Source organism: Rhodococcus sp. BH4 (assembly GCF_002079265.1).
GTDB lineage: Bacteria > Actinomycetota > Actinomycetes > Mycobacteriales > Mycobacteriaceae > Rhodococcus_F > Rhodococcus_F qingshengii.
This window is the reverse complement of sequence record NZ_CP014941.1, coordinates 2,429,664-2,442,664: the sequence shown is the minus strand read 5'-3', so window position 1 is coordinate 2,442,664 and position 13,001 is coordinate 2,429,664. Positions and strand designations below refer to the sequence as shown.

Below are 13,001 nucleotides of genomic sequence, written 5' to 3'. Positions count from 1 at the left end.
CTGAACACACTTGTCTGACATCTCTACGCCCGCTACCACCTTCGCAGCCCTCGGTGTGCGCGCACCGCTGGTGAAAGCTCTCGAAGACGGCGGAATCACTTCTCCGTTCCCGATCCAGATCGACACCCTCCCCGACACTCTCTCGGGGCGCGACGTACTGGGCCGCGGAAAGACCGGAAGCGGCAAGACCCTCGCGTTCTCCATCCCCATGGTCTCCCGCCTCGCCGGCGAACTGTCCGGAGGAAAGCGTCGTCCGGGTCGACCGCTCGGCCTGGTGCTCGCACCGACGCGTGAGCTCGCCACCCAGATCACCGCAACCCTCGAACCGTTGGCCGCCGCATACGACTTGCGCGTGACCACGATCTTCGGTGGTGTCTCGCAGCACCGCCAGGTTCAGGCTCTCAAGGCCGGAGTCGACATCGTCGTCGCCTGCCCCGGTCGCCTCGAAGACCTCATGAAGCAGAAGTTCGTCAGTCTCGACGCCGTCGAGATCACCGTGCTCGACGAGGCCGACCACATGGCCGACCTCGGCTTCCTGCCCGTCGTCACCCGCATCCTCTCGTCCACCCCGCAGGACGGGCAGCGTCTACTGTTCTCGGCAACGCTGGACAACGGCGTCGACAAGCTCGTCAAGCGTTTCCTCAAGAACGAGGTCATGCATTCGGTCGACGAGGCCAACTCCCCCGTCGCCGCAATGACGCACCACGTGTTCGACGTCGACGGCGTCGAAGCCAAGAAGGCTCTGGTCGAGAAGCTCGCTTCCGGTACCGGTCGTCGCATCCTGTTCATGCGCACCAAGCACCAGGCTCGCAAGTTGGCTCGCCAGCTCACCGAGTCGGGCATCCCGTCCGTTGACCTTCACGGCAACCTCTCGCAGGCTGCTCGCGACCGTAACCTGGCGGCATTCTCCGCCGGTGAAGCGCGCGTCCTCGTCGCCACCGACGTCGCAGCGCGTGGCGTCCACGTCGACGACGTCGAGTTGGTCGTCCACGTCGATCCGCCGGCCGAGCACAAGGCTTACCTGCACCGCAGTGGTCGCACCGCTCGCGCAGGCAGCGCCGGCGACGTGGTCACCGTGGTTCTGCCCGAGCAGCGTAAGGATCTTGCGATCCTCATGCGCAAGGCAGCCATCAAGGTGACCCCGGTCCGTTCGACTGCCAACTCCGAGCACGTCGTCAAGTTGGTCGGCGACATCGCACCGCACGTCACGCCGGCTCCGAAGGCTCCTGCCCAGCCGAACGGTGGACGCGGGCAGCGTCCCGCCGGCCAGGGTGGACGCGGCGGCGCAGCACGTTCGGGTCAGGCTCGCTCCGGACAGGGCGGTCAGTCACGCGGTGCTCGCACCGGCGGAGCTGCCCGTCAGGAACATGCCGGTGGTGGCGCTCGCCGTCCCCGCACCGGCGGCGGCGCTCGCACCGCAGGCTCCACCGGTGGCCGTCCCGCACGCTAGGCCACCGGTACAACTCAATAGGTTTCGTAATGGACAGCGTCGGCCAATGGCCGGCGCTGTCGCCATCCGAAGCGTTCGAGATCCGGAACCTGTTGAAACTCGGTCACCTTCCCGACGCACAGCCAGGCAATGGGGCGAACGGGTGACGGAATGCACATGAGTTCGGTGAGGTACTTCTCGTCGTAGAACGAAACCCAGCCGATGCCGATCTCCTCGGCTACCGCGGCGAGCCACAAATTCTGAATTGCCAGCACCGCCGAGAACAGCCCGGTGTCGTCGACGGTATGACGGCCGAGGATGTTCGGGCCACCGCGCGACGGGTCGTAAGTGACGACGATGCCGGTACCACTCTCGGCAATTCCCTCGATCTTGATGGGGTCGAACGTCGAGCGGCGATCCTCGGGCAAGGACTGCGCGAATTTCACCCGGGCATCGGCGACGTGTGCCGCGAAGGTGTCGAGCGTCTCCGGATTACGAACGACGACAAAATCCCACGGTTGCGTGTTTCCCACGCTCGGCGCGCGATGGGCGGCGTCGAGAATGCGCATCAGAGTTTCGTCGGGGACGATCTCTCCCGAGAACTCGGCGCGAACGTCTCGCCGTCGCCGAATCGCTTCGTACACGGATACAGCTGATTCACTCACGCCCCGACGGTATAGCGGTGCAATCCCAGCATGGCGTCGGGGTGCGGTTCGACCGTTTCTTCGCGCACGCAGGCGCGGAGCGCGCTGCCGACCGCCCCCGAATCCATCCCGGTACCGATCACAACCAGTTGCGTGGTTCGAGGTTCGCCCGACTTCCATCGCAGCGGCGTGATCCGGACATGATCACCCACCGATTGGATCTCGAATTTTCCTGTGTAGCCCGGAATCTCGAAGTTCACGAAGCCCTTGATGCGGTAAACACCCGACGGCTGATTCTCGAGAAAGTGCGTCAGAGCCCTGGCATCGAGAGGCGTCTCCGATGCGAAATCAACCGATTCGTAGCGGTGGTGCAGGTGATCGTGGTGACACGAGCCGTCCTCGTGATCGTCGTCGTGCCCGTCGCGCAGGAGTTCGTCGAGGCTCAGTTGATCGCCCGGAGCCGGAGGGGTCACCTCGCCGGTATCGAACAACAGAGCGGGGTCTATCCGCGAGTGCGAGGTTTCCACCATCGGCGCTCGCGGATTCAACTTACGAATTTCGGCCGTGAATCGCTCGCGTTCGGCGACCGGAACGCTGTCGATCTTGTTGACTACCACCAGGTCTGCCAGGCGGACATGTTGATCGAGCTCGGGATGTTCGCGGCGAACGGTGGAGAAATTGGCTCCGTCGACCAGGACCACCAGGCCGCCGTAGACGACAGACGGGTTCTCACTTCCGAGGACGAGTCGAATCATGTTCCGCGGCTCGGCAAGCCCGCTGGCCTCGATGACGATCACGTCGATCCCGGACTGCCGGTGCGCCAACTTGTTCAGCATCTCGTCCATGTCCGAGACGTCGACAGCGCAGCACAAACAGCCGTTGCTGAGAGAGACCATCGAATCGACCTGACCGGCGACCATCATCGAGTCGATGTTGACGGAGCCGAAGTCGTTGACGATCACGCCGATGCGTACACCGTCGTTGTTACGCAGAAGATGGTTGAGCAGCGTCGTCTTGCCCGAACCGAGAAAGCCTGCGACGACTATTACGGGAATCTGCTTCTTCGCCACCACACAACCTTCCGAAACCACACGTACCGATCAGTGATCGTAGTGGAGTGTGGCTCCGGAAGGTTCACGCTGACAGCAGACTCACACCGTGCAGAGCGGACGGATGTCCGACGTGCCCTCGGTGGTCGGTGACGTCAGGATCGTGCATGCGTTGTATCCACGGGATTCGGCGACCCGGCGGATCTCACTCCAGCCTGCCGCGTCGACGACCGCCGACCGTGAGAGCACGAACCCGGAAAGCCTGAGCGGATCGCCCACCAGTGCCCATGAATAGTCATCGGCAATGTAGGTGACGATGTAGTTGGGTGGGCCGTCCAAGCTTTCCTGTGAGGGCACCCCGGGGAAGCTCACATGCAACTGGGCACCCGTTGCTGGATCGGTAACTCGGGCATTCCCGACGATCTCGTTGGCTTGACCGGTCCACGTCGTACACGTGTTCTTCACGCTCACGTTCGACGAATCGACGATCCCGTAACTCGCCCGGGTGTCCTTCGCGCACGCGAGGCTGAAGGGCTGAGGAATCGCCGCCACCTGGTTCCATTCCCCTACGTAGCGCGCGACGTCCAGGTTCGCCACCGGCTGCAAGGGTTCCCAGATTGGGCTCGCCTGCGCGGTTCCCGAAAACATCGTCACTGCGGCGCACACTCCCGCAATCGCAATCGCAATCGCACTTCGCCCCGACCACTTCATGTCACTGCTCCTCGTCTGCACAACGCTCGATCGGCATTGGTTCCTCAAGACATTCGGAGCTGACGGACTGGAGGATGGGGCGGTATGTAAAACTACTTTTGGTTTGTTATGGACCTACTTCACAAACCTTATGTAGTCTTTGCTAAAAGATAGCTGAAAGTCGGACGGAGCTACTGTGATGAAGGTTGTCGACTTAGGTCTAGAACGCACTCGCTATGCAGTCATCGACGAGACGATCGAGTCGAGGTGGCGCCGCGTCACCTCTATGCAGCACGACGCCGTTGCCGTCGTGACTCCGCGCGACCGGATCACTTTCGCCGAACTCGAACTCCGGACCGACGCATTGGCCCGCGAACTTCGCCTACGTGGGTCACACGGGGCACGCCCGGTTGCGGTCGATCTCGAACCAACGGCCGAGTCGGTGCCCGCCATCCTCGCCACTCTGATTTCCGGTCGGCCCTTGGTCATGATCGACCCACAACTCCCCGAGGCCCGCCGAGCGCACATCATGAGCACCTCGGGCGCCGTCGCGCTGCAGTCGATACTCGACGAGTCTGCTGCGACGGGCTTCAGATTCGACAGCGCGTTGGAACCATCGAGTTCCGACCCTGCCATGATCGCGTTCACGTCAGGCACCAGCGGGGCACCCAAGGGAGTCGTGTTGAGCCACTCCATGTGCCTGAACAAGGCCGACGAACTTGCCGCAGCAATCGACCTGCGACCCGATGATCACATCGGGAACCTGTTGCCCGTCAGTTTCGGAGCCGGAATCACGGCCCTGATCATGGGCCTGATGAACGGAGTCACGGTCTTCTGCTGGGATCCACGTATCGACGGCGTCTCGGGAATCGACGACTGGCTGATCGAGAATTCGATCACGACCACGCACTGTGCGCCGTCCTTTCTGCGGGCGTGGTCGGATCTCGATTGCGATGCAGCAAATGATGATTCGATCGGTTCCCTACGCGTCGTCGTAACGTACGGGGAAGCAGTTCACGGCGAGGACTACGCGCGCCATCGCAGTCACGGCTTCGCTCGCGTCACGTACGTCAACTGGCTGGCCACCACCGAGACCGGTGTCGTCGCGTACAACGTGTTCCCACCACATTCCGAACTACCCGTCGGAGTGGTACCGGCCGGACGTGCTCGCGACGGCAAGGACGTACAGATCGTCGATGTGAACGGCGTGCCTCTCCCCGACGGAGAGATCGGAGAGATTCAGGTTGTCTCCAGTGATCTTGCCGACGGATACCACGGCGACCCGGATCGAACTGCAACACGATTCACGCGCCTGGGCGACGGAGTGAGCATCTACCGGACCGGTGACCGGGGCCGCATCGACGAACGCGGAGAACTGCAACTGCGGGGACGCGTCGACGACGCCGTCAAGATTCGGGGCTATCTGGTGGAACCGATGGAAGTCGAGGCGCATATTCGTCGAATTCCCGGCGTCGCCGATGTTTTCGTGGCCGTCGTCCTCGAGAACGATCGACCGGAGATCGTCGCCTACGTGGTCCTGACCAAAGCCGTGATGGCACGGTCGGGCGCCGAGATGCGGCGCGAATTGGCGACATATCTGCCGGCCTGGATGCTCCCCCGACATTTTGTTCTGATGCCGGCGTTGCCCCGCAACGAAAGAGGAAAGGTCGATCGAACAGCGCTGCCCTCCGTCGAGGTGCGGTCCACTCCACCGACTCTCGCCGGGCCCGCCGAATTGTGGTTGTCCTCGATCTGGGAGTCGATTCTCGGTATCGACTCCATCGACCGTGAGGACGACTTCTTCGAACTCGGCGGCGATTCGCTTGCTTCAACCGAAGTGGTGGCAAAGATTCACGACATGTTCCGGATCCGGATCACGGCGGCGGAGTTCGCGGCCGCCAGTACCGTCAAAGACCTTGCAGCGCTGGTGGATCGGCGCAGAATCGATCCCGATGATCGCGTCTGTCACAACACGATGGTGCCACTGAAGCTCGAAGGCTCCGGGCGACCGCTGTTCATCATGAACGGAGCGGGGTGCCCATCGACGACGCTGTCCACCTTGTCGAAAGCGCTGCACACCGATCGGCCGGTTTACGCACTTCAGCCACACGGCTTCGAATCTCGCGGACTACCCGACCGGTCGGTGAAAGCAAGCGCCCGCCGTTTCATTTTCGAAATCAAGAAGATTCAGCCCACCGGGCCATACCTCCTCGCCGGATACTCGTACGGCGGCTACGTGGCGCTGGAAATGGCGGCACAGCTGTCCGAGTCAGGTGACACTGTCGAACACGTCACCGTTCTCGACACCAGAATCTCCACCGAGGCTGCCGCACGACTGGCTGGTCGAGCGGGCATCACTTTGGATCCGTCGATCGTCGACCTTGCACCACAACCATCCACCAATGCCCGCTGGAAGCCGACCAGACGCACCGTCGCGGCCATGTGGATCCGCACGCTGTTCGCCGGCATTCTGCAGTACCCGCCGGCCACCCAGTGGACCGTGTTCCTCTACATCGGAGGCCAGGCGCTCCGGAAGCATCGAATACGAGCATGCGCCGCGCCCGTCACCGTGATCCGTGGGGCCACCAACAACCGTGGACGCGAGATCTGGTCACTCATTGCCACGGGCTCACTGGATTTCGACGACGTCGACGCGTGCCACGAAGACGTCGTCCGCCAACCGTACGTCCGCAAGACTGCGGCGATCATCGATCGAGTCTGTGATCGAGCGTGACCAGCGCTCCTCATGTCCAGCTGTAGAAGAAAGAGCGGCGCGGAGTGAGGGCCCAGTCGGTCGTCGACGAACACACTCGTTCCTTGACGAACGCACCCGCCCTGCCTGCGACGAACATGCCCGTTGCGTTGTCGACACGAGTGGTCCGCTGGAACACACCTCGCCGCCTCCCGAGACTGATGCACCGGCCTGCGAACTTCGGAGCCACCGGGCGCGGCGCGGAACCTTCGAGTCGATGCAGGATCGTCTCGGCCGCATGGACTCCCAAGGGAATCGCAGCCTGACAACTCATCCTCAGTAAAAGATCACCGACTGCGACCGCATCACCCGCACCGACGATGTTGGGGTGGGACGAGCATTCGAGTCGGTCGTCGACCTTCAGACGACCGAGACCGTCGACGGGAAGGCCACTTCGGCGCGCCAGATCGGGGACCCCGAATTCTGTCGCGAGAATCGTGCAATCTGCCTCCACCCGTGCGCCTCCCGCAAGCTCGCAGGACGAACCGTCGATCCGCGTCACCCGGGATTCGGTGACGATGTCGACCCCAAGATCGGTCAATGTTCTGAGAATTGCAGATCGCGCACGCTCTGACAGATCCGGGGCCACGATTCCTCCGGTCACCAAAGTGATTCGGCTGCTTCGCTGCTCAGCCAATTCTGCGGCAGTCTCGATTCCGGTGAGACCGCCGCCGACAACGCAGACCGTAGCCTTCCCGTCGAGTGTCGCCAGTCTGGATTCGAGGCGAACCGCGTCCTCGAATTCGGAGACGCTGAACCCGTGCTCCGCCGCCCCGCCGATAGTGCTGGGTAACTGCCCACTTCCGACTGCGTAGACCAGATAGTCGTAGTCGAGCACACTGCCGTCGTCGAGGGTAAGCCTGCCGAGCCCCGCCTCGATCGTCGTCACCTCTCCGAAGACTTGGTGTGCCGCACGCGGTAGCGCCCTGTCGAACGAGACCGTCGCGTCGTAGCCAGCCGCGATCATCTGATGGAGCCGCTTCGCTGCCATGGCGCCCGCATATCCTGCACCGATCACCACCACGTGTGCGCGCACGATTTCCCATTCCGCCGCTGGTCTCCGTACCGAGATGCACGGGCCGATCAGGCCTCACAGCGGACAGTATTGCGCACGAAAACAACAAATGCTCTGCACCGATTGGTGCAGAGCATTTGTTCGGGTGGAGCTAAGGGGACTCGAACCCCTGACCCCCACACTGCCAGTGTGGTGCGCTACCAGCTGCGCCATAGCCCCGTATTCAGTTCGCTCTAACAGTCGAACTCGCAGCGGCTGTTCTGCTTTCCGCTTGCTGGAAGAAAGTTACACCACTTGACTCCTGGGCAACAAATCGCCTGGTCAGAGCGAAGCGGCCGCTCCTCGTCGGAGCGGCCGCTTCAGCTCAGGAGGAAAGCTTGGAAACCCAGTCGCTGCTGCCCGTGTCAACGATCTTGCCGTTCGCCACTACCGTGGGCGTCCCGTTCGACCCGACATCCTTGAGCGCCTGGCTGGCGGCTGCGGCATTGGCCGCGGCGGCTTCGACGTTGGTACCGGAAGAGATGCAGGTTGCCACGTCCTCGGATGCGCCCGCATCACGAGCGATCTGGGCGAGGTCGTCGTTGGTGTGGTCGCTGCTGCCGCCCTCGGCCGGCTGCGTGTCGGTCGCGAAAAGCTTGTTGTGGAATGCGGAGTACGCAATCGCGTCACCACCCTGAGCGACGCAGAGCAGAGCGGCGCCGGCCCGTGTGGAGTAGTCACCGCTGCCCGAGGCCCGGTTGAGGAAGTTCAGCATGTGGTACCGCACGGCGACGTCACCGTTGTCGACGGCGGCCGCGAGAGCCTGGCCACTGAGGTGTTCGAGAGCAGCACAGGCCGGGCACAGCGGATCCTCGAAGAGATCAATGGTTGTCGCGGCGGAGGGCTTGCCGAGCAGCACCACTCCGTTGTCCTGCACCGTGACGGCAACTTCGGAACTCTGCACGGAGCCGTAACCGTCGTTCTGGGGCTTGTTCTTGCTGTTCGTCCACAAGACACCGCCGATGACGAGGGCCGCGATCACGAGCACCGCGAGGCCACCGATGATGTAGGTGGAGCGGCTCGAGACCGGTTCCGGAGAGTATTTGTTCTTGCTGCTCTTGGTGCTCACGCTGATGCAGTCCTTCGTGCGTCGAAACGATTTACCGATTGCTTACCTTGCCACTGAAGACTGAGTATCCACTGAGAACGCCGCGCGTGATCCGGGCCCCAACGCGAGTGGCGAACGCGGGAACACGAGCAGCCAGACGGCAAGTGCCAAGAAGCCCAGGTCGCGGAGAATCTCCTTCGAATAGTCCCAAGCGCCGACGTCGGCTGCACCTCCGCCGCCGAAACATCCGCAGTCGATGGACAATCCCCTGGCCCACACCGAAATGATCACCGCAATGAGAACCGTGAGGATGACCACCGAGACTGCAGCGGATGCTCGCACCGCCAACCCGACGAGGATCAGCAGGCCCAGGACTATTTCGACCAGGGGAAGAGCCGTCGCCACCGGACCCACCAGTGACTCGGGCAATAGTTGATAGGCGCGCACCGCGATCTTCGTCTGAACGGGATCAAAGAACTTGAGTCCCCCGGAAATCAGCCAGACGGCCGCCAAACCCAATCGGGCCACAAGACTCACGATGCGAATTGCCACCCGATCGAGAGTACAGAATGCCCGGTCAGTCCAGGTTTGTCCGCGCAGGAGTATCCGTTAGCACCGTCACATCAGTCAGATCTTCTACAACGGATTCGACAGGCTTCGTTCGCGACGGGACGAACAACCACCCCGTCGCCGACACGACTACTACGGCTCCCATCACCGCGAAGGCCGCCGAGTACGACACATGCTGGGCGATCAGTCCGGCACAAATCGGCGCCACTACCCCACCGATGTCGGACATCATCTGGAATACCGCCAGAACGGGTCCGCCTCGGGCCGTCGATCCGACAACATCGGCAACCGCGGCCTGCTGGGCCGGACTCATGAGGCCGGAGCCGACACCAGTCACTGCGGCAATGGCGAAGAACACCACGAGGTTGTCGGTGAATCCCATTGCGATGGTTCCCAGACCGCAGATGAGTAGGCCGCTCACGACAAAGGGCTTGCGTCCGAAGCGGTCCGAGAGTCGTCCGGAGACGATCAACACCAACGCATTGCCGACGGCGAAGATCGTCAGGGCGTAGGCCGCAATCGAGGGGTCTCGGCCGAGGAACTCGACGACGAACAGGGGAACCATGGCAACGCGAACTCCGAAGATCACGCCACCGAAGGCGAGGTTCGATCCGAGCGCTGCCCGGTACACCGGAGACTGGAGGCCTTCTGTGAGAGTCATCGACTTCACATCGACAGCCTTGTCCGGTGACGCCAAATGAGATCCACGCAGGCTCACGAAGACAACGAGCGCGGCGATCACCAACGCAATTGCGTAGATGATGAACGGCATCCGCAGACCGAACTGCAACAGCGCACCGCCGACCAGCGGGCCGCCGATCGATCCCATGAGAAAGCTTGTCGCGTACAGACCCGACACGCGGCCGCGACTGTCCGACGGTGACATGCGAATGATCAGCCCGAGGGCCGACACCGTGAACATGGTCGACCCGATGCCGCCCAACGACCGGAACAGCAGAAGTTGCCAGTACTCCCCCGCGAAAGCGCACGCACCGGTCGAGACCGCGACGATGAGAAGGCCGACGATGTAGACCGGCCGCTCACCGAGTTTCTGTACCAAAGTGCCGCTCATCGGCGCGAACACCAACCGCATGAACGCGAAAGACGAGATCACGATCGTGGCGGCGGTGACCGATACGTCGAAGCTGCGCGCGAACTGAGGTAGTGCCGGGGCGACCAACCCGAATCCGAGGGCGATGACGAAGCTGGCGGCGACCAGTACCCAAATTTCCTGTGGCAGCTTGGCTGCACGAGTTTTCATGTCGCCCGGAATTCTAGCCGGGCGACATGAGCGGTCCGCGGGCTAGTTCGCCTCCAAGACGCTGGACACCAAGTCCTTGGCCGCTGCCTGAACCTGAGCCAGATGATCGGCGCCCTTCATCGACTCGGCATAGATCTTGTACACGTCCTCCGTGCCGGACGGCCTCGCTGCAAACCATGCGTTCTCCGTCGTCACCTTGAGACCACCGATCGCCGCGCCGTTTCCGGGCGCGGCAGTCAGTGTCGCGGTGATCGGTTCACCCGCCAGCTCGGTTGCACTCACCTGGTCGGGAGACAGTTTTGCCAAGACTGCCTTCTGTGCGCGTGTCGCGGGCGCATCGATACGTGCGTACGCCGGGCTCCCGAACTTCTCGGCCAACGCGGCGTAGTGCGCTGACGGAGACTTTCCCGTCACCGCGGTGATTTCCGACGCGAGCAACGCAAGGATGATGCCGTCCTTGTCCGTCGTCCAGACGGAACCGTCGTGTCGGAGGAAGGACGCGCCGGCGCTTTCCTCGCCGCCGAATCCCACAGACCCGTCGAGCAATCCGGGAACGAACCACTTGAACCCGACCGGAACCTCGAGCAATTCGCGGCCCAGGCTGCTCACGACACGGTCGATCATCGAGGAACTCACGAGGGTCTTGCCGACCTTGGTATCTGCGCCCCAACCTGGCCGGTTCGCGAACAGGTACTCGATGGCAACGGCCAGATAGTGATTCGGGTTCATCAAACCGCCGTCGGGAGTGACGATGCCGTGGCGGTCGGAGTCCGCATCGTTTCCGGTCGCGATGTCGTAGCGATCCCGAATCCCGATCAGCGACGCCATCGCGTCGGGCGACGAGCAGTCCATGCGGATCTTGCCGTCCGTATCGAGCGTCATGAACCGCCAGGTCGGATCGACGAGAGGATTCACCACTTCGAGGTCGAGTCGGTGAGTTTCGGCAATCGCGCCCCAGTAGTCGACGCTTGCCCCGCCGAGGGGGTCTGCACCGATCGTGATTCCGGCATCGCGGATCGCGTCGAGGTTGAGGACACTGGGGAGGTCTTCGACGTAGTAGCGGAGGAAGTCGTAGCGTTCGACGCGGTCCAGCGCTTGTGCCGCCGTCACACGCCGTACCCCGGAAAGCCCCTTGCGCAGTAGCTCGTTCGCTCGATCGGCGATAACCGACGTCGCATCCGTGTCCGCGGGCCCGCCGTGCGGCGGGTTGTATTTGAAGCCACCGTCACGAGGCGGATTGTGTGACGGTGTCACGACGATGCCGTCGGCTTTGGCCTCCGGACCCGTCGAGTTGTATCGCAAGATCGCGTGACTGACAGCCGGGGTGGGAGTGTAGGCGTCGCGTGAATCGACGAGGACGACGACGTCGTTGGCGACCAGGACCTCCAAGGCCGACAGCCAGGCCGGCTCCGAGAGCGCATGTGTGTCCCGGCCGATGAACAGCGGGCCGTCGATTCCCTGCGAAGCGCGGTACTCGACGATCGCCTGGGTTGTCGCCAGGATATGAGCTTCGTTGAACGCCGAGTCGAGACTGGAACCGCGATGTCCTGAAGTGCCGAAAAGTACCTGCTGCATCGGGTTCTCAGGATCCGGAGTGCGCGTGTAATACGCGGTGACCAGATGAGGAACATTGATCAGATCCTCTGGCAGAGCCACTTGTCCTGCTCGTTCGTGCGCCACGAATCCCCCTCGGCCCGGTGGTCGACCACTGTGTCGACGCGACTGTGGACAATTGTCTACCCTGGCCGCGTGGCGTGCACGCTCGGCGCCGGATCCGTCAATCCGTGATCTGGATTCCCAACCACGCAGCGGACAGTCCCACGATCAGACTGAGGACGATGTAGATCAGAGAAAGCGCCGTCTGGCGCCTCTCGATCATCCCGACGTTCTCGGTCGCGAATGTCGAATAGGTGGACAAGCCGCCGCAGAAGCCGGTCGCCAGAAGTGCGGCCATCTCGGTGGAAAGAGCTGCCCCGGTGAACAATCCAAGGAGGAAGCAGCCGATCACGTTCGCGGCGAACGTCGCAGCCGGAAATCCCTTGTACGCGGGCACATACCGCGCCAACAGGTACCGGCCACTCGCACCAGCGCCGCCGCCGAGCGCCACCAGGAGAACTGTCATGCCGACGCTCCGTCCCGCGCGCGGATCCAGCGTTCACCGAGCCCTTTGCCCAGTGCTGCAGCGAGGATCGCGGGAAGCAACGTCCCGAGAACATATAGAATCGATCGCCACGGACTCTCCGTCACGGCGTGAACCGCGAAGGACGAGAAGGTGGTGAAGCCGCCGCAGAAGCCCGTGCCGAGAAAGAGGTACCCAACCTTGTTGTGCACGAGCAGGGCCGCGAGAACACCGAGAACGAACGAGCCGACGACGTTGATGACCAGCGTCGTCCAGATGTGGGGAAAGAGCTCCCCCAGACCGTAGCGGCTGAGCGCGCCCAACCCTCCGCCGACGGCAACCGCGCATACCGCAGCCGGCAGTTTCAGATCACCCATGCTCTGGC

12 protein-coding genes and 1 tRNA gene are annotated in these 13,001 nt (G+C 62.8%); 2 read left to right on the top strand and 11 right to left on the bottom strand.

Annotation, left to right across the window (positions count from 1 at the left end):
- The first annotated feature begins 10 nt into the window (after positions 1-10).
- Positions 11-1,450, top strand: coding sequence for a DEAD/DEAH box helicase (locus A0W34_RS11345; protein WP_042450056.1), 1,440 nt, complete (start codon positions 11-13; stop codon positions 1,448-1,450).
- Between the two features lie 14 nt (positions 1,451-1,464).
- On the opposite strand, the gene bluB is transcribed toward A0W34_RS11345, so the two are convergent.
- The 3 genes from bluB to A0W34_RS11330 form a co-directional block, all read right to left on the bottom strand.
- The gene (bluB, locus tag A0W34_RS11340) at positions 1,465-2,094 is read right to left on the bottom strand and encodes a 5,6-dimethylbenzimidazole synthase (protein WP_081557694.1); all 630 of its coding nucleotides are present in this window, start codon (positions 2,092-2,094) and stop codon (positions 1,465-1,467) included.
- Positions 2,091-3,143, bottom strand: a complete 1,053-nt coding sequence (locus tag A0W34_RS11335) for a CobW family GTP-binding protein (protein ID WP_070162203.1) — start codon at positions 3,141-3,143, stop codon at positions 2,091-2,093. Before A0W34_RS11335 ends, bluB begins: the two co-directional genes overlap by 4 nt.
- An 81-nt stretch (positions 3,144-3,224) precedes the next feature.
- On the bottom strand, positions 3,225-3,833 hold the full coding sequence (locus tag A0W34_RS11330) for a lipocalin family protein (protein WP_081557693.1): 609 nt from the start codon (positions 3,831-3,833) through the stop codon (positions 3,225-3,227).
- A 178-nt stretch (positions 3,834-4,011) separates the two neighbouring features.
- Here A0W34_RS11330 and A0W34_RS11325 point away from each other — a divergent pair, with 178 nt between their 5' ends.
- Positions 4,012-6,546 (top strand): alpha/beta fold hydrolase, encoded by a 2,535-nt coding sequence (locus A0W34_RS11325; protein WP_081557692.1) that lies wholly within the window; start codon positions 4,012-4,014, stop codon positions 6,544-6,546.
- 10 nt (positions 6,547-6,556) lie between these two features.
- On the opposite strand, the gene A0W34_RS11320 is transcribed toward A0W34_RS11325, so the two are convergent.
- From A0W34_RS11320 to A0W34_RS11285, 8 genes are all read right to left on the bottom strand, one after another.
- Positions 6,557-7,600 carry an NAD(P)/FAD-dependent oxidoreductase gene (locus A0W34_RS11320; RefSeq protein ID WP_232330019.1) on the bottom strand — a complete coding sequence of 348 codons (1,044 nt, stop codon included), beginning with the start codon at positions 7,598-7,600 and terminating at the stop codon, positions 6,557-6,559.
- Between the two features lie 125 nt (positions 7,601-7,725).
- Positions 7,726-7,798, bottom strand: a tRNA-Ala gene (locus A0W34_RS11315).
- Positions 7,799-7,943: 145 nt separating this feature from the next.
- Positions 7,944-8,687, bottom strand: a complete 744-nt coding sequence (locus tag A0W34_RS11310; RefSeq protein WP_007731305.1) for a DsbA family protein — start codon at positions 8,685-8,687, stop codon at positions 7,944-7,946.
- Between the two features lie 42 nt (positions 8,688-8,729).
- Entirely contained in the window at positions 8,730-9,218 is a 489-nt protein-coding gene (locus A0W34_RS11305) for a MauE/DoxX family redox-associated membrane protein (protein WP_003942318.1), read from the bottom strand.
- 25 nt (positions 9,219-9,243) lie between these two features.
- Positions 9,244-10,497: an MFS transporter gene (locus tag A0W34_RS11300; RefSeq protein ID WP_003942326.1), complete on the bottom strand. Its 1,254-nt coding sequence runs from the start codon at positions 10,495-10,497 to the stop codon at positions 9,244-9,246.
- 42 nt (positions 10,498-10,539) lie between these two features.
- Positions 10,540-12,177, bottom strand: coding sequence for a phosphoglucomutase (alpha-D-glucose-1,6-bisphosphate-dependent) (gene pgm, locus A0W34_RS11295; protein WP_081557691.1), 1,638 nt, complete (start codon positions 12,175-12,177; stop codon positions 10,540-10,542).
- A gap of 97 nt (positions 12,178-12,274) precedes the next feature.
- The gene (crcB, locus tag A0W34_RS11290; protein WP_003942344.1) at positions 12,275-12,619 is read right to left on the bottom strand and encodes a fluoride efflux transporter CrcB; all 345 of its coding nucleotides are present in this window, start codon (positions 12,617-12,619) and stop codon (positions 12,275-12,277) included.
- Positions 12,616-12,993 (bottom strand): fluoride efflux transporter FluC, encoded by a 378-nt coding sequence (locus A0W34_RS11285; RefSeq protein ID WP_058038587.1) that lies wholly within the window; start codon positions 12,991-12,993, stop codon positions 12,616-12,618. Before A0W34_RS11285 ends, crcB begins: the two co-directional genes overlap by 4 nt.
- Between the last annotated feature and the right edge of the window lie 8 nt (positions 12,994-13,001).

What these genes read in the sequence shown, in the direction of transcription:
- A0W34_RS11300 (WP_003942326.1), bottom strand. Translation starts at nt 10,497, where the DNA reads ATGAAAACTCGTGCAGCCAAGCTGCCACAGGAAATTTGGGTACTGGTC.
- A0W34_RS11330 (WP_081557693.1), bottom strand. Translation starts at nt 3,833, where the DNA reads ATGAAGTGGTCGGGGCGAAGTGCGATTGCGATTGCGATTGCGGGAGTG.
- A0W34_RS11285 (WP_058038587.1), bottom strand. Translation starts at nt 12,993, where the DNA reads ATGGGTGATCTGAAACTGCCGGCTGCGGTATGCGCGGTTGCCGTCGGC.
- crcB (WP_003942344.1), bottom strand. Translation starts at nt 12,619, where the DNA reads ATGACAGTTCTCCTGGTGGCGCTCGGCGGCGGCGCTGGTGCGAGTGGC.
- A0W34_RS11325 (WP_081557692.1), top strand. Translation starts at nt 4,012, where the DNA reads ATGAAGGTTGTCGACTTAGGTCTAGAACGCACTCGCTATGCAGTCATC.